Origin of the sequence: Glycomyces harbinensis (assembly GCF_900101745.1) — a bacterium.
In the GTDB taxonomy this organism is placed as follows: Bacteria; Actinomycetota; Actinomycetes; order Mycobacteriales; family Micromonosporaceae; genus Glycomyces; species Glycomyces harbinensis.
In genome coordinates, this window is the sequence record NZ_FNAD01000005.1 from 1 (window position 1) to 23,859 (window position 23,859).

The 23,859-nt window shown below is 66.6% G+C and carries 23 protein-coding genes, 1 tRNA gene and 1 pseudogene; 8 read left to right on the forward strand and 17 right to left on the reverse strand.

All coding sequences use genetic code 11. The features are described from left to right. Nucleotides 1-887 precede the first annotated feature (887 nt). Both BLQ63_RS09910 and BLQ63_RS09915 read left to right on the forward strand, forming a co-directional pair. The gene (locus tag BLQ63_RS09910; RefSeq protein ID WP_091032814.1) at nucleotides 888-1,187 is read left to right on the forward strand and encodes a hypothetical protein; all 300 of its coding nucleotides are present in this window, start codon (nucleotides 888-890) and stop codon (nucleotides 1,185-1,187) included. A 105-nt stretch (nucleotides 1,188-1,292) separates the two neighbouring features. Then, entirely contained in the window at nucleotides 1,293-2,372 is a 1,080-nt protein-coding gene (locus BLQ63_RS09915; RefSeq protein ID WP_091032817.1) for an NAD-dependent epimerase/dehydratase family protein, read from the forward strand. 90 nt (nucleotides 2,373-2,462) lie between these two features. Here the strand turns inward: BLQ63_RS09915 and BLQ63_RS09920 are convergent, their stop codons facing one another. Next, nucleotides 2,463-4,676, reverse strand: coding sequence for a tyrosine-type recombinase/integrase (locus tag BLQ63_RS09920; RefSeq protein ID WP_218125183.1), 2,214 nt, complete (start codon nucleotides 4,674-4,676; stop codon nucleotides 2,463-2,465). A gap of 238 nt (nucleotides 4,677-4,914) precedes the next feature. Then, nucleotides 4,915-6,132 carry a tyrosine-type recombinase/integrase gene (locus BLQ63_RS09925; RefSeq protein WP_205327064.1) on the reverse strand — a complete coding sequence of 406 codons (1,218 nt, stop codon included), beginning with the start codon at nucleotides 6,130-6,132 and terminating at the stop codon, nucleotides 4,915-4,917. 68 nt (nucleotides 6,133-6,200) lie between these two features. On the opposite strand from BLQ63_RS09925, the gene BLQ63_RS09930 reads away from it, so the two are divergent. Together BLQ63_RS09930 and BLQ63_RS09935 are read left to right on the forward strand one after the other, a co-directional pair. After that, nucleotides 6,201-6,620 (forward strand): HNH endonuclease family protein, encoded by a 420-nt coding sequence (locus tag BLQ63_RS09930; RefSeq protein ID WP_218125184.1) that lies wholly within the window; start codon nucleotides 6,201-6,203, stop codon nucleotides 6,618-6,620. Nucleotides 6,621-6,765: 145 nt separating this feature from the next. Then, entirely contained in the window at nucleotides 6,766-8,238 is a 1,473-nt protein-coding gene (locus tag BLQ63_RS09935) for a pentapeptide repeat-containing protein (RefSeq protein ID WP_143014832.1), read from the forward strand. Here the strand turns inward: BLQ63_RS09935 and BLQ63_RS29615 are convergent. The 3 genes from BLQ63_RS29615 to BLQ63_RS09945 all read right to left on the reverse strand — a co-directional run bounded on the left by BLQ63_RS29615 (nucleotide 8,235) and on the right by BLQ63_RS09945 (nucleotide 11,970). Further along, nucleotides 8,235-8,540: a S1 RNA-binding domain-containing protein gene (locus BLQ63_RS29615; protein WP_091032824.1), complete on the reverse strand. Its 306-nt coding sequence runs from the start codon at nucleotides 8,538-8,540 to the stop codon at nucleotides 8,235-8,237. The two genes, BLQ63_RS09935 and BLQ63_RS29615, sit on opposite strands and share 4 nt — an antisense overlap. 579 nt (nucleotides 8,541-9,119) lie before the next feature. Next, on the reverse strand, nucleotides 9,120-9,266 hold the full coding sequence (locus BLQ63_RS28335; protein WP_177154862.1) for a hypothetical protein: 147 nt from the start codon (nucleotides 9,264-9,266) through the stop codon (nucleotides 9,120-9,122). Nucleotides 9,267-9,750: 484 nt separating this feature from the next. Further along, entirely contained in the window at nucleotides 9,751-11,970 is a 2,220-nt protein-coding gene (locus BLQ63_RS09945) for a BTAD domain-containing putative transcriptional regulator (RefSeq protein WP_091032825.1), read from the reverse strand. 396 nt (nucleotides 11,971-12,366) lie between these two features. On the opposite strand from BLQ63_RS09945, the gene BLQ63_RS09950 reads away from it, so the two are divergent. Continuing rightward, on the forward strand, nucleotides 12,367-12,828 hold the full coding sequence (locus tag BLQ63_RS09950) for a hypothetical protein (RefSeq protein WP_143014833.1): 462 nt from the start codon (nucleotides 12,367-12,369) through the stop codon (nucleotides 12,826-12,828). 155 nt (nucleotides 12,829-12,983) lie between these two features. Next, the gene (locus BLQ63_RS09955; RefSeq protein WP_091032827.1) at nucleotides 12,984-13,232 is read left to right on the forward strand and encodes a hypothetical protein; all 249 of its coding nucleotides are present in this window, start codon (nucleotides 12,984-12,986) and stop codon (nucleotides 13,230-13,232) included. 292 nt (nucleotides 13,233-13,524) lie between these two features. On the opposite strand, the pseudogene BLQ63_RS09960 reads toward BLQ63_RS09955, so the two are convergent. The 6 genes and pseudogenes from BLQ63_RS09960 to BLQ63_RS28800 form a co-directional block, all read right to left on the reverse strand. Continuing rightward, a pseudogene (locus tag BLQ63_RS09960) lies at nucleotides 13,525-13,917 on the reverse strand (HNH endonuclease family protein); the annotation flags it as partial. Between the two features lie 419 nt (nucleotides 13,918-14,336). Beyond that, entirely contained in the window at nucleotides 14,337-14,810 is a 474-nt protein-coding gene (locus BLQ63_RS09965; RefSeq protein ID WP_091032828.1) for a hypothetical protein, read from the reverse strand. Nucleotides 14,811-15,161: 351 nt separating this feature from the next. Next, nucleotides 15,162-15,317 (reverse strand): hypothetical protein, encoded by a 156-nt coding sequence (locus tag BLQ63_RS28340; RefSeq protein WP_177154863.1) that lies wholly within the window; start codon nucleotides 15,315-15,317, stop codon nucleotides 15,162-15,164. A 134-nt stretch (nucleotides 15,318-15,451) separates the two neighbouring features. Beyond that, a complete protein-coding gene (locus tag BLQ63_RS09970) occupies nucleotides 15,452-15,895 on the reverse strand; it encodes a hypothetical protein (protein WP_091032829.1) in 444 nt (147 codons plus the stop codon). Between the two features lie 251 nt (nucleotides 15,896-16,146). Beyond that, nucleotides 16,147-17,312, reverse strand: a protein-coding gene (locus BLQ63_RS09975; protein ID WP_091032830.1) for an IS3 family transposase whose coding sequence is annotated in 2 segments (ribosomal slippage) — nucleotides 16,147-17,060 and nucleotides 17,060-17,312 — 1,167 coding nt in all. Because the reading frame shifts where the segments join, the coding sequence is not laid out codon by codon here. A 121-nt stretch (nucleotides 17,313-17,433) separates the two neighbouring features. Further along, nucleotides 17,434-17,823 (reverse strand): hypothetical protein, encoded by a 390-nt coding sequence (locus BLQ63_RS28800; protein ID WP_218125186.1) that lies wholly within the window; start codon nucleotides 17,821-17,823, stop codon nucleotides 17,434-17,436. 9 nt (nucleotides 17,824-17,832) lie between these two features. On the opposite strand from BLQ63_RS28800, the gene BLQ63_RS28805 reads away from it, so the two are divergent. Beyond that, nucleotides 17,833-18,102, forward strand: coding sequence for an HNH endonuclease family protein (locus BLQ63_RS28805; RefSeq protein ID WP_218125187.1), 270 nt, complete (start codon nucleotides 17,833-17,835; stop codon nucleotides 18,100-18,102). 302 nt (nucleotides 18,103-18,404) lie between these two features. On the opposite strand, the gene BLQ63_RS28350 is transcribed toward BLQ63_RS28805, so the two are convergent. From BLQ63_RS28350 to BLQ63_RS10015, 6 genes are all read right to left on the reverse strand, one after another. Further along, nucleotides 18,405-18,557 (reverse strand): hypothetical protein, encoded by a 153-nt coding sequence (locus tag BLQ63_RS28350; protein WP_177154864.1) that lies wholly within the window; start codon nucleotides 18,555-18,557, stop codon nucleotides 18,405-18,407. Between the two features lie 101 nt (nucleotides 18,558-18,658). Continuing rightward, entirely contained in the window at nucleotides 18,659-19,069 is a 411-nt protein-coding gene (locus tag BLQ63_RS09990; RefSeq protein WP_091032833.1) for a hypothetical protein, read from the reverse strand. Between the two features lie 300 nt (nucleotides 19,070-19,369). After that, on the reverse strand, nucleotides 19,370-19,801 hold the full coding sequence (locus BLQ63_RS09995) for a sigma-70 RNA polymerase sigma factor region 4 domain-containing protein (RefSeq protein WP_091032834.1): 432 nt from the start codon (nucleotides 19,799-19,801) through the stop codon (nucleotides 19,370-19,372). A 1,144-nt stretch (nucleotides 19,802-20,945) separates the two neighbouring features. Next, nucleotides 20,946-21,695, reverse strand: coding sequence for an alpha/beta hydrolase (locus BLQ63_RS10005; RefSeq protein ID WP_091032839.1), 750 nt, complete (start codon nucleotides 21,693-21,695; stop codon nucleotides 20,946-20,948). Between the two features lie 471 nt (nucleotides 21,696-22,166). Further along, nucleotides 22,167-22,243, reverse strand: a tRNA-Pro gene (locus tag BLQ63_RS10010). 127 nt (nucleotides 22,244-22,370) lie between these two features. Next, nucleotides 22,371-23,267, reverse strand: a complete 897-nt coding sequence (locus BLQ63_RS10015) for a metallophosphoesterase (protein WP_091032842.1) — start codon at nucleotides 23,265-23,267, stop codon at nucleotides 22,371-22,373. Between the two features lie 25 nt (nucleotides 23,268-23,292). Between BLQ63_RS10015 and BLQ63_RS10020 the strand changes: the two genes are divergently transcribed. Next, on the forward strand, nucleotides 23,293-23,748 hold the full coding sequence (locus BLQ63_RS10020) for a GatB/YqeY domain-containing protein (protein WP_091032846.1): 456 nt from the start codon (nucleotides 23,293-23,295) through the stop codon (nucleotides 23,746-23,748). The last annotated feature ends 111 nt before the right edge of the window (nucleotides 23,749-23,859 follow it).

Consider the following 23,859-nt stretch of genomic DNA (forward strand, 5'->3'; position numbering starts at 1 on the left):
TGCCTGAATTCCCCACCCGTGCGGGGGTGGACCGGCTCGCGCCGACGCGGTCCTCGCCTCGGATGCGAATTCCCCGCCCATGCGGGGGTGGACCGGTCCAGCCCGAGTCGCTGTGCGATTGTCGTTTGAATTCCCCGCCCATGCGGGGGTGGACCGATCGACTTTCTACCTGTTCAGCCGTGGACGGTGAATTCCCCGCCCATGCGGGGGTGGACCGTCGCGGCCGCAGTTCTCGCCTGCCGCAAGTCCCAATTCCCCGCCCATGCGGGGGTGGACCGGACACGAACCTGATGGAGTTGACTGCGGCTGCGAATTCCCCGCCCATGCGGGGGCTTCTCGCAACCTCGGCGCACAACCGGAGCCTGTAGCAAGCTGGTGCCCCTCAGTGTAGGGACACATGACCCCGATCCGGTTTGTGAGCCGCCATCGCCGTGGAAGGGCCACTTCCACATTTCCATCCCGGCGCGAATCTCCCCATCGATCGCCATGGTGCGGTGGTGATTGATGGAACGGTTCATTGGATGCTCCCTTGGCTGGTGTTGCCGGGGACGGGCCCCGGAGTGCCGCCGTCCGTGCTGCGGGACGGGTCGACACCTGTACGGGTCCAGTGAATTCGTTCAAGGCGCTGCAGTGAAGTTCTGGTTGGGATCGGTAGAAAACCATGCCTGCCCTGGGATCGGACTTGCCCCGGAAGAGACGACCATCCAGGGGCCTCCTTTGAGAAGGCGCCCGGCTGGGTCGACCCGGCATCGCCCTGCGTCCTCGGCTGAGCCGTCGACGCTTTCAACATATTCGTACATAGTGGATGGTTTCTGGTTAGGGTCGGTGCCGAATCGGCGGCCCGCGCGGGAGCGGGCCGCCGCACCCGCACTACCGCGAGGAGCGCCGTGACCCGTACTCATCTGCCCCACCGTCTGATTCGCGCCTTCGGCGTCATCGCTACCGCAGCGCTCGCCGCCGGCCTGGCCGCGCCGGGCGCCGTCCACGCCGAGCCCACCACCGGACCGACCCTCACCGAGGCGCTCGCCGCGCTACCGGTAGCGGCCGAACACCGGGACGGCTACGACCGGGACCTGTTCCACCACTGGATCGACCAGGATAAGGACTCCTGCTCGACCCGGCAAGAGGTCCTGATCGCCGAGGCTTCTCTGCACTTGTCAAGTCCCGCCTGCATTCCTTGTTGCTGAGAGCGCTGTGGCGAACTCTCACTGTTGCCTTCCACTCCGAGCAGGCCGGGCTGCTGTGGGCTAACGCTCCTTGCGAGCTGTCTGGTTGGCGGCCATGCTAAGTGGATGAGCACACAACCGAAGCGGGTCCTCGTCCTCGGCGGGACCGCCTATCTCTCCCGGACCATCGCGAGGACGGCGGTCGAGCGTGGCCACCGCGTCACCGTCGCGGCGCGCGGCACCAGCGGTGAGCCGCCCGAAGGCGTCGAGTTCGTCAAGATCGACCGCAGCTCACCGGAGGGGGTGGAGGCGCTGCGGGGCAGGGAGTTCGACGCGGTCTTCGACGTCGCACGCATCCCCGCGCATGTCGGGCCGGTCCTGGACGTCCTCGCCGAGGGCGCCGGGTACTGGTCGTTCATCTCCTCGATCTCGGTGTACGCCAAGAACGACGTCGTCTCGGACGAGGTGCACGAGCCGACCGCGCCCGACTCGACGGACCCGTCGGGGAAGGTCTACGGCGTGAGCAAGGTCGCCTGCGAGAACCTCGTGCGCGAGCGCCTTGGCGATAGGGCGCTGGTTACCCGGCCCGGGCTGATTGTGGGCCCCGGGGACACGAGCGATCGGCTCGGCTACTGGCCGCTGCGTTTCAGCGAGGGTGGCGAGATCCTGGCACCGGGTGCGAAGGACCGGCCGGTGCAGTGGATCGACGTGCAGGACTACGCGAACTGGCTGCTCGACGCGGCGGACGCGAAGCTCACCGGGACGTTCGACGCGATCGGCGACCACGTCGGCATGGGCGCGTTCCTCGACGGGATTGCCGAAGCGCTCCTGGAGGAGGGAGTCATCGATGAGCTGCCGCGGTTGACGTGGGTGTCGCAGGAGCTCCTGCTCGAACAAAAGGTGGCCCCGTGGACGGGGCATGAATCGCTCGGTTTCTGGGTGGTCTCGCCCGATTACGACGGGCACGGCTGTCGGCCGGCGGGCCCGGCCGTCGCGGCGGGGCTGCGCCTGTCTTCGCTGCAGGAGACGGTGAAGCGGTGGTGGCGGGCGAACGCGGCGTCGCCGATGCTGCGGGCGGGCCTGAGCCGGGTGCGGGAGGGCGAGGTGCTGGCGGCCTGGCACGGGACCGAGCCGGATCCTGAGCTGGCGCGGTACGACCGCGAGCGGGCCTTCAGGGTGCCGCCGGCGACGGCGTCTCCCGCTTAAGAACGCGACGGGCGGCCCCGCCCGGAGGTGGGGCCGGTCGTGCAGCGCGGGGCGCTACGCACCTGGCCCGCCCAGCCAAGCAGCGCCCGGTTACCGGCCGTCCGCGCCCTTTCGGGACTGCCTGATGGTGGGCAGGCCGAGGTTGATGGCGCGGCGGGCCTGGTGGCGTTTGCTGCGCAGGAAGGTCAGGGTCAGGTCGATGCCCTCGATCTCGCCGCGCCAGTGCTCCTCAACTGCGCGACGGCGTCGGTCCAGGAGATCATCCTCAAGCTCATCGAGGCGGGGCAGCATTTTGGGGTCGATCGAGAGCATCGGACAGCGGACGCAAGCGTGCTCATGGGCGCAAGGCGTCCCGTACGGGCGGCCGCAAGAGCCCAACTCGACGCGGCGCTTGTCGAAGTGCTCTTGGAAGTCAGCCCATTCCTCCGTCGTTGGATCGCGGTACTCGTCCTGCGGGCGAAGTTCCCGGCGCCGGTCGAGGAATTGCTGGTAGTGGGTGACGACGTCCTCGTCGAATACGGCAACATATCCGCGGGTAGTCTGTATGTTCATGTGCCCCAGCAGCTTCGCACCGATGTGGATGGGTAGTCCGCTGTTGACCACTTCGGTGGCGAACAGGCGTCGGAAGTCGTGCGGGGAGAACGTGATCCCCTCCAGCTTTGGTTGGGTCTTGGCCAGATCGGCGACTGCCTTGTTGATCGTCCGGTTGATCGTGGTCGCCGACAAGGCACGCCGACTGCCGACGTGACCGCCTTGGAACAGGTAGGGAAGTTCGGGGCTCCAAACCTTCTCGAGCAGGTCGTAGCGGGCGCACACCGGGACGGTGCCGTGCTGGTCAATGTGGCGGCGGATCACCTGGGCGATCACGTGGAACAACTCAGCTGACATGGGGACAACCCGCTCGCGGTCGGTCTTAGAAGGGCTGATGACCAGCAGGGCCACAACTTCGCCGTTCGGCCGCCGATAGTTGCGGACGCTCAAGTGGGTCAGCTCGACGAGTTCTTCGCAGCGGACACCGGACAGCCGCAAGGTTTCGATGAGCGCCCATCGCCAGAACGCCAGGTTTTCCTGGTTGGTGATCGCGATGATCTCACCGGTCAGACAGTTCTGCACCCGGACCGGGGCGTGCCGGCTCTGGTACCAAGTGGCGTTCCGGGCGCTGATGAGTCGCTTCCACGTCCGGCCGTGCAGTTCGAACTCCTCGCCCCTGCCGCGAGCACTCGCGGCCTTCAGCAGCTCTCGGTGCCAATGCCACCGCTCGGTGACGTGATCGACCAGCAGCGGCAGGATCGGCTGGAGTTCTCTGGTACGCCCATCCATCCGCTCTTTGACCCGCTTACGCAAGACCTTGGCCCATCGCAGGTCCGCGTCACGGATCGGGCAGGGCACCGCCCAGTGGCCCCACCGTGCGGGCTCGGCGACCGCCCACGACTGGAGGTCCAAGTAGAGCGCTCGAACGCTGAGGAGCTCGCGCTCAAGGTCCTTCCGGGGTGTGCCGTCGGGTCGAGTGGCCGCGCGTCGCTTCCATTCGGTGACCGTCGCCTCGTCGAGCCGCAGGTCTTCCTGGTCGGGACTGATCGCCTCGATGGCCTGCCAGAAGTGCTTGGCCAACGATACGGTGAGCCCGTTGACGCTCGAGTAGTCCAAGCTGACCGCTCGCCGCTGGATGTAGTTGATGAGCAGCTCGCGGACCGCAGCGTTGCGGATCGGGTAGCGGTCGACCAGCTCGGGGATGCTGCGTTGCCCTTTGACCACGGCCGCTCGTAGTGTCTTCGGCGCCGAGGCCGGGAAGATGCCCATCTCGTAGAGCACCGGCCAGACTCCGATTGCGGCGTAGCAGCCATCTCGGCCCCGGCTGCCGCGGGACGCTCCGAGTTGACGGGAAGCAACCGAGTAGTGCAGGAGGGCTTCGGGAGTCATTTCGGCGATGTCGATGCCAAAGACGGTCAAGGCGACGGCCAGGTCAGATCGAGCAAGATTTCGTCGGCTCGGAGGGATCGTCGGGTCTTGGAGCCGACGGAAGTACTCATGCAGTTGCGGATCGTCGCTGACCTGTTCGAACGAGGCCGCATACTTGTTGAAACGGTAGGAGCGGAACGCCGCGAGCGACGGCTGCACCACCCGCATCGCGAACAGGCGTCCCAGCCCCGCGTTGAGCGAGTAGTAGGCGGCCGACTTGTCCTCGACCGCATCCAGCAGCGGTGTCGATCCGCTGTTACTGCCCGACGCCTGCCACCGCTCCTGCCACGTCTCACCGTCGAAAACGGCAAGCGCCTTGAGCGCCTGGTGGACGCCTTCAGCCATCCGAACATGCAGGCTCGTATTCCTGATACCAAAGGTGCGACAAGCGATGTCGACGATGACTTCAGCGTCAGTGCCTCCCAGTTCCCCCAGCGGCCGTGGGGGTTTGGCCGGTGGTGGGGGCGGCGCAGGTGTCACCGCGGTGGGTTCGAAGAACACAGTCGGAGCGGTCTGCTCCAGTGCATGACGGCGGACGCGACTGGTCGTGGAGCTTTGGAAGCTGGCGTTCTTGCCAGGAGGGCTACTGGGCACCGAACACCGCCTCGATATCGGCCGGGTCGTAGCTCGGATTCCACCGGGTTTCGGGGGCCGGACGCTGGTAGTGCTCGGCAAGTTTATCGATCAGGTCGTCCAGGCCGACCGCGGTATAGAGGGCAGTAGTCGTGATGTGAGCGTGCCGCAGGATCGTCTGGACTTCGACCAGCGTCATATTCGGATCCCGCGCCATGCGCTGTGCGGCGGTATGGCGGAAGTCGTGGAGCGTCCAATTGGTGCCCAGAAGTTCCTGGGCGCGTTGCAGGATGCGGCGGGCCGCCCAATAGGTCAGCGGCCGGGGGGCGCCACGGCGAGTACGCCAGATCGGGCCGACGTCAGGGACACCAGCCTCGTCCAAGTAGCCGGCGAGCCAAGCCAGAGCTTCCGGTGCGACCGGGACCGGCTGACGATTCCTGCTTCCCTTGGAGATCACCCAGAGTTGCCCCTTCATCCAATCGACGTCCCCAGCCTCGATTCCCAGTAGCTCCGAGGCGCGCGCCCCGGAAGACACGTAGCAGGCCAGCAGCGCCCGGTCGCGGTTGCAGCGCATCTGAGCGAAAAGCTCGCTCCAGTGGTCGTCCGGGATCGCCCGCAGCCGCCGATCCTGCAGCTTCGGTCGCAGCCGCGCTCTGGCGAACTGCTGCCGCTGCTCGATCGGCGAGCGATGGGCCAATGCCTTGCGGCGGGCTTTATTCTCGGGAACCGGGTTGACCAGTGGACCGCGGCCGAAGTGCAGATGGAAGTCGTAGAAGCCGTGAACCACGGACAGGTTGTGCGCAACCGTTGCCGACGCGTAGCCCGAGGCCAGCACCGCCTTACCAGTCTTCGGATTGACAGTGCCAGCAGGAAAGCCTTCCGAAGTGCTCCGGCGCCGCTGCGGGTTCCGGGCGTTCCGAAACCAGCCGACCAGGGCCGCCGCCTCCGCCTCGGTGGCCTCCTCCCAGCCAACATCGACCGTCCACAGCAGTCGAAACCATCGCAGCAGGTCATATGCATAGCTGCGGCAGGTCAGCGGGCTGACATCGCCCAGAAGCCGATCCCTCAAGTAGTTCGAGACGGCCTCGACCTCACGGTCCACCCCGTCGAACACGACCCACGGCAGCGTCACCTCGTCACCGGCAACTACCGAGCCCAGACCCGAAAGAGCACAACGACCCTCGATCACATCCCGAAAGGCACGCGAGACCTCATGCGAAACATCCACGCACCGATCATCAACAACCAGGTCGCGAAATGCAAACTCAGGCGCCTGTTAGTGCAGTCAACGGTGCCGTGGTCGCGCCGACGGTTGATGAGGACTGCAAGGTCACCGGCGGCAGGTGGTACTCCTACTACGACGACACCTATGTCGACAGCGCCCGAGCGATCGACATCGACCACATGGTCCCTCTGGCCGAGGCCTGGGATTCTGGCGCGCGCGACTGGGACAGTGCCAGGCGGGAGTCCTACGCCAACGACCTCGGCGCGGATGCCCCGCTGATCGCGGTCACCGCGAAGGCGAACCGGTCGAAGTCCGACCAGGACCCGGCCGAGTGGATGCCGCCGAACGCCAGTGCCGCATGCCGATACGCGTACGAGTGGGTCAGCGTGAAGACTCGCTGGGATCTCACGGTCGACCAGGACGAAGCTGATGCGCTGAGGGCGATCGTCGCCGATTGCCCCGACGCGATCGTCGACATCGAAACGCCCTAACCGGTCCCCGGGCCGCGCCCGCAAGCGCGGCCCGGGCGTCATCTGCGGCAGTGCAATGGGGACGCGTCGCCTCGATCAAAAACTGCATGCGCATAAAGGGCACCCGGTACCGTGGCTGTGAGTGATCTCAGCGAGACTGTTTCTCATGAAGGAGGAGCAGGGCGCAGCGTGGCCGCGCTGGCGCCGATGGATCGGTGCCGGGGCCGGGTTCGTCGCTGCCTGCGGTGTGCTCGTGTTCGCGGTGCTGCTACCCCCCGCATGGGGCGACCCCCTCGCCCGCACCGAAGCGATCAAGACCGCATGGACCGTCACCGGAGGTATCGCCACGCTGGTGGGCAGCACCCTGTTCATTTTCAAGCTGCGCCTGGACCGCGAAGTCCATGACCACCAGGTCGAGAAGGACGTCTTCGACCAGCTCGACAAAGCCATCGCGCAGCTCGACGGCGACACCTCCGCCTCCCAGACCACCGGGCTGCGCGCGCTCGACCGACTCGGCACCGCCCACCCCGAACTGCGCGAACAGGTCGCCGAAACCTGGTGCAACTTCCTGCGCAGCCCTCTCGCCGACCCGGATGGGCACCACGACGCCCGTGCACTCGCGCAGCGCCTGCTCCTGGACCACCTGCGCGTCCCTTACGAGTCGGGGCCGCCCTCCGCACACGTGCGAGTACCCGAGGACGCTGACCACTACTGGGACCTGCGTCGCCTCGACCTCCGCACGGCCGTCCTGATCGATGCGGACTTCACCGACTGCCTCCTGCCGGCCTTCGACGCCCAAGCGGCGGTCTTCCACGGCCACACCCGGTTCACCAGGGCCCGGTTCCTCGGCTCGGCAACCTTCGCCCGCGCCGACGTCAAAGGACCGCTCGACTGCTCGGACACCTTCTTCGCCGCCGAATGCAACCTGGACCGCCTCACGGCCGCAGGCGCCGCCGACTTCACCCGCGCGAACTTCCGCGGCCCGCTCGAGTGCCAGTCCGCCGACTTCAGCGACGCTGCCAGTTTCACGTCCGCGCTCTTCGAGGCCCCGGTGCGCTTCTGGCAGAGCCGGTTCGCCGGCACCGCCGACTTCTCCGGTGCAACCTGGATCTTCGAGGCCGGATTCACCCTGGCCGTCTTCGAAGGCTTCGCCGGATTCGCGAAGACCCGGTTCCTGCGCCGGGCCGTGTTCGGACGAGCAACGTTCGGCGGCCAGGCCTCCTTCGAAAGCGTCCAGTTCGGTCACAGAGCGACCTTTACCGGGGTGACATTCTGCGATGCTGCGCTCTTCGCCGACGGCTACTTCGATCAGGACGTCGCCTTCGACGACGCCGCGTTCGGGTCCATCGCCCGATTCCGCGAAGCGCAGTTCCACGGGCAGGTCACCTGCTGCGGCGCACGCTTCGAAGCACTGCTGAGCTTCCAAGGCGCCCAGTTCAAAGACCGGGCCGACTTCTCCATGACCGTGCTGACCGGGGACGCGGTAGTCGACTGCACCGACGCCACAGCCACCGTGGGCGAGTTCGCGCCATCGGACCGCATCTGGCCCCGCGGCTGGACCGCCCTCCGCCACCGGAGCGAGCTGCGCCTCGTCCCTATCCCGGACATGTCTATCGAGTTCCAGATCCCACCGAACTAGACCAGCCCTCCAGACAGCGCGAGCCGGATCCGACGCTGGACCAGGTCCACCGCCACCAGGCGAACCCGCACCTGCCGGCCTGCCTCGAACGCCTGCGACGCATCGGCCTCGGATTCGACCTGCAGAGCTTCGAGAGCGATCAGCCCTTCCACGCAGTCGCTGATGCGCACGAACACGCCGAACGGGGTCACCCTCGTGACCGTCCCCGTGCGGGCTTGCCCGACGGCATCGGCATAGGACGGCCAATCGGCCGGATGGTGCGCCCAGGCCTCGAGTTGTGTTACCCCCGATTTTCCGGACAGTGTTTACGCGGGCCATTCCCGACCAGGAATGGGACGCGCTGTTCGCGGGTCTGCACTGCGACCGGGACCGGGCGCTGAGGGCGCCGCCGATCAGTGCGAGTGCGGTCATCCGCTTGCGTCGCATGGGACCTCCAAGATGACGATGGTCTGGTGCCGCCGGTGATGACGGTCTGCGACGAGTGCGGACCGGGGGCTGCACGGATGCTGCAGGGCCCCGGCACGCCGTGGAGGACCTGTCTGCAGCCCGGCCGCATTCCCCCGGGGTGGGGACGTGCTGGCGAGGCGGCAACCGCGCCCGCTGGCGCCCTGCTCGCGGTTCGCGGCGTGACCGACGCCGACACCGTGCCCCCCTCTTTGGAACCCTCCCCCGGTCGGCCGCGGCAGGGACGTGCAAGCCGGCCCGCGAGCGGCCCGTCCGGGCTGGTTGTTCCCCGGGCCCGGTGGCGGTGCCTGGCCTGCGGTGCTGTCCCGTCGACGGGGGACGCCGATGCCCCCGGCCCACAGGTTGCGTCCGTGGTCCGAGGGCATCCCGGTCCCGCCCGCCGGCAATGCAGTGCCCGAGGCAGGCCATTGCCTTGATCAGCCGCTGCCCCTGGGCCAGGGCTCTTCCCCGTTGGTGGTGTAGCCGGCGGGTGCGGCGGTGTGGGCGCTGGCGGGTGCGGCCGCGAGGGCGGCCAGCAGGGCGCCGCCGATCAGCGCGAGCGCAGTGATCCGCTTCAATCGCATGGAAACCTCCATTCCTGATGCTTGGAACTCATGTCGCCAGTGCTGGCGACCTACGGCGAGCGTGACGCCGGGCTGCACGAATCCTGCACGGATTCGGCACGGGCACCGAGACCGATGCGCATGAGGAAGCGGCACCGCGCCGCCGCACTCACGGCTATGACGCGTTCGAGCACCAGATGCGCGAAGCAGGTGTCCGCCCGCGGGGCCACCGCAGCTATCCACAGGCCTGGAGGTTCTTCAGGGTCTCGGGCGTTTTCAGGGGTAGAACGGAGGGATGGACATCGACTTGCTCTCTCACCCTGGGAACAAGCGACTCACCCACAGTCGCTATTGCCGCACTGGTAGCTGACGTGTTGCCCGCCTCCGCAGGCGGGCCGTGCTCCTGCTCGCTCTGGCCGCACTCGTCACCGCACGCATGCCTTGGCGCCGAACGCCTCAGGCAGCCAGCACCGGCCGTGCTGAGGCCGAGGAGCGCTGATGTCGGCTAGAACTCGGCCCACAGGTCGATCGGCCAGATCTGCAACCTGCCGTTGTACCTGATCACCACGGCGTAGTCGTCGATGAACTCCAGTGAACCAGAGAGGCAGATCGAGTCGCCTGAGTGGAAGTCGTAGCTGATGAGGCCGCCGCAGTCCGCGTCGATCGCCGACTCGTCCATCACCCAGAGCGTCGAGCCGTGCGCCCACATCTGCTCACCATCGTGAGCAGACCAGAGTTTCTCGTGCGTTTCCATGCTCCATATGTCGATGCCGCCCGACCTCTCGTCACCGGTCACCACCAGGTCGCCATGGACGAGAAGGGCTGAGGAGGGTTCCGGGGCGCTCCATCGGATCTCGCCGCTCGGTATCCAGAGCAGGGCAGCTGTCTGCCCGATCGTGGCAGGGTAGTGGTAGCCCGAACCTTGCAGCGAGGGGAACGGCCGGCACTGTTCGATGTTCTTCGGCGTCGTCACTGCTTGGCTCCATTGCCGCACGCCTGTATCGAGCCGGTAGGTCTCGATGGTCGCCTCGCAGCGGTCGTCGGCGATGACGGTGGTCTGCTTCCGGACCATGAGGTAGTCGCCGTTGACCTGGTAGTCCTCGACATCGGTGTAGTCGAAATCGCTCAGCACCGCACCGGAGCCGATATCGAATGCGACCAGTCTGGGCCTCGCGTCGCCCGCGGTGCCGAAATCCGCACGGACCAGCAGGTAATCGGTCGGGAGGTTCTGCCTCCAGGGATTGTCGTAGCGGTCCGAGGGCTTCGCCGGCAACACCTGGAAGTCGAGTTCGACCTGCCAGCGCACTGACCTTTTCGTTGGTCGAACGGACGTCATTGTGCAGGTCGCCGCTTCACCGCTGTCCTTGCAGCCGACGGTGATGACCGTGTTGTCGACGATCCCCATCAGCCATTGGTTTTCGGCTCGCCAGAGCTCGACTCCCGTGTTGAGGTCGATGCCCATGACCGTGCCGGTGCTCGGTGACCGGTCGCCGGGGTCGTTGAAGGAGAGAATGATCGTCTCGCCTGCGAGTGCTGCGTCCGGTATCGATTGGAAATCGAGGCGCTTCGCCCAGATCTCCACATTCTGTGATTCAAGGCGGAGGCTGCCCTGGTCGAGAATGAGGGCGCTGGCGCCGAACAGTTTTATTGACGCCTCGCCCTCGAGCGTCGGGTAGCTCAAGTCCGAGTTGCCGGGGTCGCGGATCCAATCGATCGCAGTGGGCTCGCTTGGCTTCTCCATCGGTTCAAGGCGGCCGGTGCCGTCGCTTGCGGTCGCCCATGCGATGAGCAGCACCGCTATTGTCAGGGCCAGTCTGCGAGCCCTGTGGGGCCGAGCTGGTCTCGGCGGTTCGTCGTTGCCGGTCTCGGTCGGCGCGGTCAGGCTGGCAGCCGTGAGAGGTTCGACCTCCTCCGGCGGCGGCGTGGCTTTTTTCAGGTCGAGGCTCGGGTCTTCGCGGAGGATGGCGACGTATAGGTCTCGCAGCTGGCGGTCCGGTTCGATGCCGAGTTCTTCGCCCAATCGGGCGCCGAGATCGTTGTAGGCCTGGAGTGCCCTCGCGCTGTTGCCTGACCGGTAGAACGCGAGCATCAACTGGCCGGCCAGGCGGCGCCGGTACGGGTGCTCGGCGGCGAGCGCCCCGACCTCACCCAGGATCTCCTGGTGCAGGCCCAGGGCGATTGCCGTCTCGTAGTAGTCCTCGCAGGCGGCCAGGCGCTGCTCCTCCATACGCACGAGGGCCGGGCCGATCAGCGCGCAGTCGAGTCCGGCCAGGACCGGTCCCCGCCACCGCTGGAGCGCCTGGTGCAGGAGGCGGTGCGCCACCGCATCTGCGCCGGCGGCCTCGGCCTTGGCGACCTCGGCGCGGAAGTCGTGCCAGTCGGTCGCTTCCGTAGTAAGCCGGTAGCCGTCTCCGGAGCGCTCGATCGGGTCGTCCTCGGCCAGGCTCCGCCGCAGGGCCGCGACGATGTTGCGTACTTGGCGCCGGGCCGTGGCCGGAGGCTCACCCTCCCAGAGTGCCTCGATGAGCCGCTGCACCGACACCGTGCGGCCTGCGTCGAGCAGCAGGATCGCCAGTGCTTTGCGCTGGTGCGCGCCGCGGATGGGCACCTCGCTGCCCTCGTGTCGTACTTCGAGGGCACCCAGGATGTGAAACTCCACAGTGATCCCTTCGAAGGATTGGGGCGCAACGGTTTCTGATGCCAGGGTATCGAAGGTCGCGCGCATGGAGGTCCCGCGCGTTCGGGACCCGACCGATGATCGGGGTTTTTCGCAAGGTGGCGGCCAGGGCGGGTTCGATGCAGCGAAGGAGCCTCGGCGTCACATCCGCACCGAAGGGGAGCACTCCGTGCGCTGCAAGGTCGGCGGTGAGGCTCCACCGGCCAGTGGGCAACCAAGGAGGGCCGCTGACTGCACTAGCTCGGAAGAAGGAGCGCCGTGCATGATCCGTGCACCATCCGTGCAAGCGCACGAGAGGCTTTGGCGCAGCGAGGCTCACGCGCTGAGCGGGCAAGGTCGCGACATCGAGGCGGCCCCACTCCAGTGCGAACCCGCTGCAAGCCAGACAGCCAGACTGGTGAAGTGCGCCCCTGGCTGGACACCGATCGTCATCTCGGAGGATGCATGAGACCAACCGCAATATCCAGAATTCTGCGCCGCGCGCTCGCACTCGCTGCGGTGCTGACCCTCGCCGCCGGTTTCACCGGCCTGATGAGCTCGCCCGCCCAAGCCGCCGCATGGCTGTGCCACTCCGGGTTCAGGGACGACAACGGCGACGCGAACAGCCGCGACATCGATGCCGTCTGCTACACCGCGGGAAGCACCGACGACAACGAGGTCTACGCCGACTTCCGCGCACTGGGCGAGCACTTCATCGTCTGCGACCACTTCCCCAACGGGCACGCCACATTCGCCCAACTGACCGTCGAGGGCAACGGCACCGCAACGTTCTACACCGCCGGAGGCGGCGATCCCTGCGACGACTTCAACCTGAGCTACAGCGAGGGCCTGTCGGTAAGCCTCAAGGTCTGCACCTCCGACACCGCCGGAGCGACCTGCACCCGCGCCACCGGCGGCATCACCTGATCAGCGCCGCCCGCTGGAGTAACCCTTATGCAGCGGGCTGCTCCAGCACCGCAGCCACGGTGCTTCCTGCTCGGATCGCAGCACATCCAGATCCCGGACTGTCATGCCTCGGCAAACCCTGCTGCCCCGCAGCACTATCTCGTCCCACTATTCGCATGCGCAGACGGTTCGAAGCCCTGCTGAGCTTCCAGGGCGCCCAGTTCAAGGACCGGGCCGACTTCTCCATGACCCTGCTGACCAGGAACGCGGTAGTGGACTGCACCGACGCGACGGCCACCATCGACGAGTTCACCCCTTCGCAACGCATCTGGCCCCGGGGCTGGACCGCGCTCGACCACCGGAACGAACTGCGCCTGGTCCCCATCCCCGACCCGTCGCTGGAGTTCCACGACCCACCGGAATAGACGGTGCCCCCACCGGCGGGTGCCGCATCGCAGGCGACGACAGCGAAAGCGCGCGAGAATCTGGGGCGCCGTTCGAAGGACGGTGAGACGTGGGAGTTCGCGTGAGCAACCGTCCGGGCCCGAGCGGGCCCGTTCCGATAGGTCAAGGCCAGCACCCGACCGGCCAGCGACCACGGGCCCGAATGCGGACAGAACAGCGGCAATGGCAGCGGTCCCCCGTGTCCCGGGTACGTGCCTCATCGAGGCACCGCACCGCGGGCTCGGGCCGCTCTGTCCGCTCCCGGCGCACCGGTCAGGGGGCAGCGGCGGTGACGACCGCGTCAGGGCAGGCGGCCACGATCGCTTCCAGCGCATCAGCTTCGACCTGGTCGACCGACAGGCCCCACCGCGTTTTCATGCTGACCCACTCGTAGACATACCGGCACGCCGCGCTCGCGGAGGGCGGCATCCATTCGGCGGGGTCCTGATCGGCTTTCGACCGGTTGGATCGGGCGGTGACCGCGATCAGCGCGACCCCCTCGCCCAGGTCGTTCGCATACGCCTCCCGCCGGCCGGGGTCCCAGCCGCGGGCCCCCGAGTCCCACGCCTCGGCCAGAGGCACCATGTGGTCGATGTCCAACCCGCGAGGACCCTCGACGTTCACCTCGTCGTAGTAGGAGAACCAGCGCCCGCCGGTGATCTTGCAGTCGCGAGCGCTTCAGCGAGGGTCGGGCCGTCGGTGGGGGTGGGCGCGGCGTGGGCGATGCCCGGAGCAGCAAGGCCCACGGCGAGCACGGCCACGGCGATGAAACCGAGGGTTCGAGTGCGTAGCTTGGGCAGGCGGTGGTCGATCACGGCACTCCTCGATGTGGTGCGGCAACGGCGGGCCGCTCCCGCGCGGGCCGCCGGTTCGGCACCGACCCTAGCCGGATCAGCTCCACTATGTACACCATTCCGAGCTAGGAACCCCTCGCTCGCCCCAGGCCCGGCCGCGCGCGAGTCAGTCCCGAATCCGTTGAGATTGCACGGAACAACACGGGCGCAGGCGGTGCCGTGGGCCAGCACCGCACTCGCCCAACTCAACGCCTGATGCCGGGCCCGGCCGAACCCAGCACCAGGGTTGGATCACTCCATGACGACATCTTCTTTCTTAAAGCCGGGGCAGCCGCCATTGAGCGCCCCGTCGCGGGCGCTGACCCACCCGCTGTAGGTCGGGTAGATATATTGAATAGCGTTGCCTTCCACGATCATCGCGGCGTAGCAGATGTGGCTGTCCTCGGGCATGTTGAAGTCCCTGGTCCTGCACGTGAGGTAGCCGCCGTAGGCGCCGACCTCGAACCAGTGGTCGTCGGCCGAGCCGCGCACGGCGGCTGAGGCGTGGTGACCGTCCGGTTCGGTGTCGCAGACCTTCAACAACTCATCCTCGGGCTCAAAGCAGACCCATGCGCCCTCGATCCTCCATTCAGTGGCCGTCAAGCCGACGCAGTTGCCGTACTCGGCCTGCGCAGGGGCGGCGACCAGACCGGAGAGGCCGATGCCGGCCATGACCGCCAGCAGCAGCGCCGCGAGGCGGGTTCGGGTCGCTTTCCTCGATGTCATACGTCCTCCTTGGAGTTGATCTGGAAGGAGCGTGCGCCGCTGTTGCACGGAAACTGCACGGCCGCTGCACGAGCAGCTACATTGATAGGCCCGGCATCCGGGATGCCTTGTCCATGAAGGTTGGTTTCGAGCCCAAGCTCAGACGTCTCTTGCGGCCGTCTGGCAGGGGCGGGGAGGTGTTCTTGGTGGCCATCCGCCTGGCGCCGCCGCTCAAGCGGGATGCGGGGCCGGGCATTGGCATAGATCGCCCGATCCGGCAGTCTCGAACGGTCGGGCGGGGTACTGCCTCGGCTGAGATTCATGGACGTGGATGCGCCCTGCGCAGGCGCCGCGCGATCAGGACGTGCAGGGTCACGCGACGATGAGCTGCAGCGCCAACGGCGGCATGAAGAAGATGCCGGTGATGGCCATGATCGCGAGCCCGCACGGAATCATGGCGACATACGGAATGAAGATCCAGCTGTCGGAGTGGCGCGCGAACCGCTGGTCGCCACTCTTGGGCATCACCACAATGTTGTACGTGGCGCTCCTCGCAATCGGTGAGTATGGCGGGGTCGGCACACGTGACACCGGGAGTCTCCAGCTAGTTTGCCGTGTTGCTGCAGAACTAGCTGGAGACTCCATCAATTCCCAATCACCGTTTAGGCGACACCCTGGCGCCCGATTCTGGTCCCGTTGGAGGCATACATGTCGACGAGGATGTACCGTCCTTCGGGGAAGTCGAGGTTGTAGGGGCTCGCGCCGTTGGCGGCGTATGTTGTTCCATTCACCGTGACGTTAATGACGATGCCGTCGGCGAGCGTGTCGTAGACGTACAGGAATTCGCCCTGGGGATGGAACTCGACCTTGCCCGCCAGGCGGGAGTATTCGTTGAACATCCAGAGCTTCACGGCGTATCCGCCTGCGTCGTGCTCGAAGTACGTCCCATCCCAACTGTCGGGGAGGGAGCAAGGGCAGGAGTCGGTGTCATAGACGGCGCCCTCGGCGGTGTAGGAGGCCACGGTTACGTCGCCGGGGTCGGCTGCGGCGGTCGAGCCAGCGAGTGAACCGGTGAGCGCGAATGCCGCGACGATCGCCGCGAGCATGGCACAGATCCGTGTACGCATCGAATTGCCCTTCAGGAGGTAGTGGGACGTGCGGTCGCAGCATCCATCGCACCACCGTGAACCGAAGCCGCACGAATTCTGCACGGAAACTGCATCGCACTCGCCGGAGTCGACAAATGTGCGTGACCGTGCGGCGGTCCGGCTCGACTGGAGCCATCCCCCGACGCCTCCGCCGCAGGGGACGGATGCAGTAGTCGGGTGGGGCTTACACCTTTGGTGTTGACACCGTTCTATGCGGCGAGGGCGAGGCTAGCCTGCTGCTGTTCGTAGTCGATCGGTGAGATCTGGCCCAGAGACGAGTGTCTCCGGACGGTGTTGTAGTTGGTGATCCAGGCTTCGACCTGGAAGCGGGCCTCCAACGCGTTCGCAAAGGTCCGGCGTCCTTGCAGGACTTCGCGTTTGAGCGTGGCGTTGAACGCCTCCGCGAGGGCGTTGTCGGCGGAGGAGCCGACCCGCGCCCGGGACTGGAGCACACCGAGTTCCTTGCAGCACTTGGCGAACTGAGCGGATACGTATTGCGAGCCGCGGTCGGTATGCATCAGGGATCCAGCAAGGCCGCCGCGGATGAAGTGCGCGCGGCGCAGCGCCTGCTCGACCAGGCCGGTCCGCATGTGATCAGCGATCGCCCACCCGGTCAAACGGCGGCTGAACAGGTCGATGACCGTGGCCAGGTAGAGAAACGAGCCGTCCGCGATCGGCAGGTAAGTGATGTCGCCGACGTAGCGCGTGTTCGGCTCCGGCGAGGTGAAGTCGCGGCCGAGCCGGTCGGGTACGGCGGCCGCGTCGGCGTCCTCGGGCGGCGGGGCCGGGCGTCGACGCATGAGCCGGACGCCCTCGATCCCGGCGACGCGCATCAAGCGGGCCACGCGTTTGCGGTTGACCTGCTCGCCGGCCTCGCGCAGGTCGACGGTGATTCGGGGCGACCCGTAAGTGCCCTTGCTGGCCAGATGGGCGGCCTTGATCCGCGCGGTCGCCGCCTTGTCCGAGGCGGCCTTCGCCGCCCGAGCCGGGGCGCGGTCCCTCCACTGGTAGTAGCCCTGCCGGGAGACCCCGAGCGTCTCGCACAGCCGCTTCACGGTGAACTCGTGGCGGTACTCGTCAACGAACTGGAAGCGGCTCACCAGTTCGTCTCGCCCGCGAAAAACTTCGCGGCCTTGCGCAGGATGTCGCGTTCCTGGCGCAGCCGCTCGTTCTCGGCACGGAGCTTGCGGTTCTCTTCGGCGATCACGGCGTCGTACCCTACGAGGCCTTCGTTCTCGCTGGTCGGCGCCTGGTAGCGGGGTGATTCGCCTTGCTTCTTGCGGTGCTGTTTCACCCAATTGCGCAGCGTCTCGGACGAGACGCCCAGATTCTTCGCGACCGCCGTGTAGGTGGTCGCGGGGTCATCGAGGTACATCCGGACCGCTTCGGCCTTGAACTCCTCGGGAAAACAGCGCTGAAACTTCGAGGTAGACACTCTCACTCCTTGCACCCCGAACCCTACCGGCCCAGAGCATCAGGGTGTCAACACCAAGGAATCAAGCCCCGAACAACTCAGCCGACATAGGGACCACCCGCTCGAGGTCGGTCTTGGACGGACTGATGACCAGCAGGGCCACCACTTCGCCGTTCGGCCGCCGATAGTTGCGGACGCTTAAGTGAGTCGTCAGCTTGACGAGCTCTTCACAGCGGACGCCCGACAGCCGAAGTGTCTCGATGAGGGCCCACCGCCTGAAGGCCAGGTTCCACGCACCGATCCTCAACAACCAGGCCGCGAAATGCAACCTCAGGCCCCTCTGGGTGCAGTCAACAGAGCCGTCACCGCACCTGCGGTCGTTGCCGAGCGGTGCACCGTCACCGGTGGCCGCTGGTACTCCTACTTCGACTACATCTACGTCGATGGTCCCCGCGGGCTGGACATCGACCACCTTGTCCCTTTGGCCGAGGCCTGGGATTCCGGTGCCCGGGAATGGGACCCGAAGCGCCGGGAGGCGTACGCGAACGACCTCGGCGACAGCACCTCCTTGATCGCGGTCACCACCCGCTCGAACTGCTCCAAGTCCGAGCAGGACCCCGCCGAATGGATGCCGCCCTCTGGGAGCGCCGCATGCAGGTACACCTGTGAGTGGACCAGCGTGAAAACCCGCTGGGGCCTGGCGGTCGACCAGGCCGAGCTCGAGGTACTGGACGCGATCGTGGCAGACTGACCGACTGCGACGGTCACCATCGCGCCGGCCTGACGAGAGGACGGGCCCGCGCAAGCGGGGCCCGTCACTGAATCCAGGTGAACAAGACGCTCGATTCGATGCCTGTCCCAACGTCAGATATCACCGGTCGCACTCGGTGAGGGCGGCGGTCCTTTAGTGGTCCGGGCATTCCCGCGTCGGCATCAAGAGTCAGTTGGCGAGTCCGGCCTTCGCGGTCGGTGGCGCGGGTGCGAGGTAAAGCCTCCTCCCGGCAGCGGCTGCAAGATCACAGCGCCGGGAGGAGGCTTCACCTTGGGTCGGGCCTACGGGAAGGGGCACTTCTCGGGCGGGCAGTCCTCGGCGGGGCGGTAGTCGTCCGCGACCACTGCCGCCGAGGCCGCGGCGGCCCCGGTGCCGGAGAGGACGAGGCCGAGGAGCACCGCGGCCATCAGCTTGCGCATCTTGTCGATCTTCACTTCAGGTCTCCGTTCTAGGGATTCGCTGGGCGGTGGGCCCGGCTTTCTGTCATGTTCCGGCCTACCGGCACGGATGCTGCACGGATTCGGCATGCGACTGGCTAACACTCACCGCCCCAGAACGATTCGGTCTTGACATTGGTGGCCGTGCCGAAGGTGAAGGTGGCCGGGCCAGTGTTGGTGGAGCCGTCGTAGTAGTGGAGGCACGCCTTGCCGTTGGTGCCGTAGCGGAGGTGGACGTGGTCCGAGCCGGTCTGCTGGTTTCCGTTGTTGAAGACGGACTTGACCCCGTTGACCGCGGGGATGTCGCCAGCGGTGGTGTAGAAGGGGTTGCTCGAGGTGACGGCGCCTTTGTAGAAGCAGACGTGCCCGGAAGGGCATCCGTACGTGGCCGGTCCGGCTTGCGCCGGAGCGGCGGCCAAGCCCGACACACCGATCGCTGAGACGAGTGCCAGCAACAGAGCCGCGATGCGGGTCCGGCGCCGGTCTCGGACGGGATGGTTCGAATTCATGCATCCTCCTTGGATTCTGGAGCGAGCATGCGGTGCCCCGGCACGGATGCTGCACGGATTCGGCACGAACCCCGTAGCCCAGAGGGGGCCTCATCGCCGGGGGGCTCGGTTTGGGCTGCGGCGACGAGGAGATCGGCGAGCGCTTGGAGGTTGAGTCGCGCTCGTCGTTCTCCGAAGACGCGGATGTGTTGCTCGTTGGTCATGAGGCGATCTTGGCACTTGAGGCACTTGAGGCACTTGAGGCACTTGAGGCACTTGGGGCGCTTTCAGCGCTGGAGGCGGGGTTGCGCCGTCTCAGGTTCAGGCGAACGTGTCGCCTGGCTCGCTGCTTTGGGTCAGCCGGAGGAGTCGTTTGATGGTGCTGATGGCGACGCCGTATTGGCTGGCGAGTTCGGCCTGCGTGATGCCGCCTGTTGTGTAGGTGCGGATGACGGCGGCCTGCTGGTCGGGGGATAGTCGGTTGGCTGCTGCTTGGGGCCGGTTCGAGGTCCCTTGGACGAGGCGTTTGATGCTGCGGATGCTGATGCCGTATTTGGTGGCGAGCTCTTTCTGGCGGGCGTCGGCGTTGAAGGCGGCGATGAGGCCTTCTCGTTCGGCGGGAGAGAGGCGTTTCTCGAGCGCCCGTGGGAGTGTTGGCGGGTAGGCGGTCGGGGGCTGGGTTTCGGGGGAGCCGGGAGTTGAGGGGCCGGTTTCGGGGCCGCGGGTGGGCGATGGGCCCGACAGGCGTTCCAATAGGCCGTCTAGCTGGGGGTTTGGGTTCGAATAAGCGAGCGTTAGGCCGGCAACTATATATACAGGCATGAATATGACTCATATTCGTTGTGCGGCAAGGAAACTCATGCGAGATGGACTCATCTTGCGCAGGTTCCCTTGTGGTACTCGCGGCGAGATCGCCTGGTGCTCAGACGGATCCGCCCTGGGGCATGAAGGTCCTAGTCGATGTTTCGGGAGCGTTGGTGGGCGCGAGTTGCGAACAGGATGACCGGAATTGGCTAGCGTCGGGCGGGTCGTATTGTTCCCGGTGGTCTTGCGCCCGTTGAGGGTTCGGTCGAGATCTGTCTGCTCTGTGTTCCCGCCCTACCACGTCGGGCTGCATCCTGAGGTGGGCTCGGGCTTGCTACGGTGTGCTCTCTTCTTGCCAGCAAGCTGGGCAGGTGGTGTCAGCGGCGCCGGATAGGAAGCTCTCGAATAGGGTGCGTTGGGATTCGATCTCGTCTCGGCGCACATACACCTGGATGAGGAGGTGTTCGCCGACCTGGAACGGGTCTTTCTCGTCGGCCACGGCGGGTCGACGATGTCGAATTCCACGGTGCCCTCGGCCTCAGCGGGCTTGAGGGGGTCTTGCACGGTGAAGACGAGGATGTTACGTCCGTTGGTATCGGCCGCGCGTACTTAGGCGACCTCGCCTTCAGCGATGAACTGGGAGCAGGAGATCGTTTCGGCGTGGGAGAGTCCCTGGCCGCCTTCCTCAGCGCTGGGATCTTCGTTTCGGAACGTGTCTTGGCAGACGGTAAGCGCGACGACTGCGATGACTGCGGAGGCGAAAAGGGCCATGCCAACAACGGGTCCTGAAAGTCGCCGAGGCCGTCTGGGGAAGCGGGTCGGAGGGTCTTCGCGCCCGGCACCCTCTGTGCGGTAACAGGCGGCGAGCTCGGAGACCCAGCCTTTCGAGACGCCGCAGGCGAGCGCGACCTCGGCTCGGGGCCAGCCTTCGAGGATGGCCGCAGTGATGGTCAGTCGCGACATGCCCGCGATCAGACACCGAAACGTTTCCTATGACTTGAGAGATGCGTTTCCTATGTCCTGAACGAGGGCACCGGAGCGCCCGGAGAAGGTCTCGCGATCGGTGACCATTACGGGGACGAGGAAGGTGGCGTCAGGGGGATGTCGGCTCAGCGCGCTGGAGCAGACCGTGCATCCTCATCCAGCTCACGAAGGAGTCGAACCAGTCGGTGCTGGTCGTCTCCTTCGGATACATACCGAACCCGTGCCCGCCCTGCTCGTAGAAGTGGAGCTCCACGGGCCGTCCGGCAGCGCGCCAGCTCTCGACAAGGGGGAACCCGCTCGGGTCCATCAGCCCATCGTCTGCGGCAAGCGCGATGAACAGCGGCGGCGCGTCCTCGGGTACCTCGAACGCCGCGAGCGGACCGTAGACATCGCCGATGAATGCCGGGGTCGCATCCTCACCGACAAGGGCGGTGGCGACGGTGAGCATGGCACCGGCGGAGAAGCCGACCATGCCGACGCGCTCGGGATCGATCGTCCACTCGGTCGCTCGGCTGCGCACGAGCGCGAACGCTGCGCGGGCGTCGGCGATCTGAAGGTCCAGGGCGCGGAGCGCGGTGGCTGGGTCATGCCGGTCCGATGGGCGCGGTCCGGCCAGCATCGTCCTGATCGCCGCGGCGAAGTCGTCAAGACCCTCCGGGGTCGGCTTGAGCCGGTACTTCAGCACAAAGGCGGCGACGCCGCGGTTCGCGAGCGCGCGCGCAACGTCCCAGCCCTCGTTCTCCATGGACAGGGACATGAATCCACCGCCCGGAGCCACGATCACGGCGGTACCCGTGGCCTTGGCCGGATCCGGCAGGAAAGGGGTGAGCGTGGCGGTGCTGACATTGCGAGCGAACATGCTGCCGTACTCGCTGTGCCATGCCTCTGGTGCCGAAGCCTCCTGCAGCTGCCCGGTCCCGAGCTCGATCGCGGTCTGCCCTGCGCCGCCGAACAGAGATGCGGCGAATGCAACCCACTACCGAGACCGCAGCCGCAGTCGATCATCCGAACGTCAGCTCCGCGACACCGTGGAAGCCACCGGGGCACCGTGGCTGGCGGCAATGGCTGAACCAGGAGCTGAGTTATTGCCCCGCAACGAAACACACTCAAGATGAGAAAAGCTCACTGACTTTGAGGGAAGGCCATTGCGGCCGAACATCTTCCTCGACATGAAAAGAGCTCTCGAACATCGTGACTAAGACCACAATGATCACGACTGTTCTCCCTGAGTATCCCAGGGCATCCTGGAACGTCTAGACCAGCGAGAGACTAGCGAGAGCAAATAAGGAAAGCTCCCAGGCCAGGGAGCAAGTCCTTGACCTGGGAGTTCTGGTCGGGTTGACAGGATTTGAACCTGCGACCCCCTCGTCCCGAACGAGGTGCGCTACCAAGCTGCGCCACAACCCGATGTTCTCTTTTCCGGTGCGCACGCTGGGCATCCGCACCGGGTTGAAATGCTACCCGAGGCTCCCGGCACCCGTCGAACGGGGTCGGGGACGGTCGGGGCCCGGTCACATCCGGGCCCCGCCCCCGGCTAGAAGACCTTCGGCACGAACGTCAGCAGGCTCGCCTCCGGGGCGCACGCGAACCGCACCGGCGCGTACGGGCTCGTGCCCAGTCCGGCCGACACGTGCAGCCACATGTCCTCCCACGGGTGCAGCCCCTTGACCCGCTCGCGGTCGATCCCGCAGTTGGTCACGAGCGCGCCGTAGCCCGGCACGCAGACCTGCCCGCCGTGGGTGTGCCCGGCCGCCACGAAGTCGTAGCCGTCGCGAGCGAACTCGTCGAGCACGCGCGGCTCCGGCGAGTGCGTGAGCCCGATCGACAGGTCGGCGCTCTTGGGCACCGGCCCGGCCACCAGCTCGTAATCGTCGAGGTCGAAGTGCGGGTCGTCGACGCCCGCGAAGTGGACGTTGAGCCCGGCCACGACCTTGTCGGCCGCGTGGTTGTTCAGGTCGAGCCAGTCGCCGTCGGTGAGGACCTTCCGCAGCTCCTCGGTCGGCAGCGCCTCCCCGTACCGGTGCTCGTGGTTGGGGTTGAAGTACTGGAGCGGGTTCTTGAACACCGGCGCGTAGTAGTCGTTCGAGCCGAACACGAACGCCCCCGGGGCGTTCAGGAGCGGCCGGAGCGTCTTGGCGACCAGGTCCACCGCGTCCGGGTGGGCCAGGTTGTCGCCGGTGAGCAGCACCAGGTCCGGGTCGAGCGCGGACAGGGACGCGACCCAGTGGGCCTTGCGCACCTGCCCGGGCGTCATGTGCAGGTCGGAGATGTGCAGGACCCGGATAGGCTCGGCGCCTTCGGGAAGCGCCGGCACCGCGAAGTGCCGGAGCGTGTACTGGACGCGCTCGTATAGAGAGGCGTAGGCGAGCGCCAGCGCGCCCGCGCCGACCCCGATCCCGGCTGCTGCGGCAAGTCCACGGCTGATCTTCATACCCCCAACGGTAGATTGTCGAGATATGAACGAGCTGAAGACCCAGTTGGAAACCGATATGCGAGCCGCCCTCAAGGCCCAGGACAAGGTGACGCTGGGCACGCTGCGCATGGTCCTCACCGCGGTCAAGAACGAAGAGGTCGCGGGGAGTACCCCGCGTGAACTCGACGACGCCGACGTGGTGAAAGTCCTGGTCAAGCAGGCGAAACAGCGCCGTGAGGCGGCCGAGGCGTTCCGCGCCGGCGGGCGCGAGGAGTCGGCCGACACCGAGCTCGCCGAGGAGGCCGTGATCAAGCGGTACCTGCCGAGCGAACTCACTGAGGCCGAAGTCACCCAGTTGGTGCGCGACGCCATCGCCGAGGGCGGATTCGCCGGACCCCGCGACATGGGCAAGGTCATGAAGGCCATCGGGCCCAAGACCGCGGGCCGCGCCGACGGCAAGCTCGTGGCCGGCATCGTCAAGGCCGAACTGGCCGATTAGGCGCCTCGCGCGCGTCACCGTCCCAAACCCCCACCCACCCAGGGGACCGAAGTCTGCGGCGATCATGGCAGCCGGGTCCGACAGGAAACGCCCCTCGGGCACCGCCGCCGC

What these genes read in the sequence shown, in the direction of transcription:
- BLQ63_RS09915 (WP_091032817.1), top strand. Translation starts at nt 1,293, where the DNA reads ATGAGCACACAACCGAAGCGGGTCCTCGTCCTCGGCGGGACCGCCTAT.
- BLQ63_RS09920 (WP_218125183.1), bottom strand. Translation starts at nt 4,676, where the DNA reads ATGGCTGAAGGCGTCCACCAGGCGCTCAAGGCGCTTGCCGTTTTCGAC.
- BLQ63_RS09935 (WP_143014832.1), top strand. Translation starts at nt 6,766, where the DNA reads ATGAAGGAGGAGCAGGGCGCAGCGTGGCCGCGCTGGCGCCGATGGATC.
- BLQ63_RS28335 (WP_177154862.1), bottom strand. Translation starts at nt 9,266, where the DNA reads ATGCGATTGAAGCGGATCACTGCGCTCGCGCTGATCGGCGGCGCCCTG.
- BLQ63_RS09945 (WP_091032825.1), bottom strand. Translation starts at nt 11,970, where the DNA reads ATGCGCGCGACCTTCGATACCCTGGCATCAGAAACCGTTGCGCCCCAA.
- BLQ63_RS09950 (WP_143014833.1), top strand. Translation starts at nt 12,367, where the DNA reads ATGAGACCAACCGCAATATCCAGAATTCTGCGCCGCGCGCTCGCACTC.
- BLQ63_RS09955 (WP_091032827.1), top strand. Translation starts at nt 12,984, where the DNA reads ATGCGCAGACGGTTCGAAGCCCTGCTGAGCTTCCAGGGCGCCCAGTTC.
- BLQ63_RS09965 (WP_091032828.1), bottom strand. Translation starts at nt 14,810, where the DNA reads ATGACATCGAGGAAAGCGACCCGAACCCGCCTCGCGGCGCTGCTGCTG.
- BLQ63_RS09970 (WP_091032829.1), bottom strand. Translation starts at nt 15,895, where the DNA reads ATGCTCGCGGCGATCGTCGCGGCATTCGCGCTCACCGGTTCACTCGCT.
- BLQ63_RS09990 (WP_091032833.1), bottom strand. Translation starts at nt 19,069, where the DNA reads ATGAATTCGAACCATCCCGTCCGAGACCGGCGCCGGACCCGCATCGCG.
- BLQ63_RS10005 (WP_091032839.1), bottom strand. Translation starts at nt 21,695, where the DNA reads ATGTTCGCTCGCAATGTCAGCACCGCCACGCTCACCCCTTTCCTGCCG.
- BLQ63_RS10015 (WP_091032842.1), bottom strand. Translation starts at nt 23,267, where the DNA reads ATGAAGATCAGCCGTGGACTTGCCGCAGCAGCCGGGATCGGGGTCGGC.
- BLQ63_RS10020 (WP_091032846.1), top strand. Translation starts at nt 23,293, where the DNA reads ATGAACGAGCTGAAGACCCAGTTGGAAACCGATATGCGAGCCGCCCTC.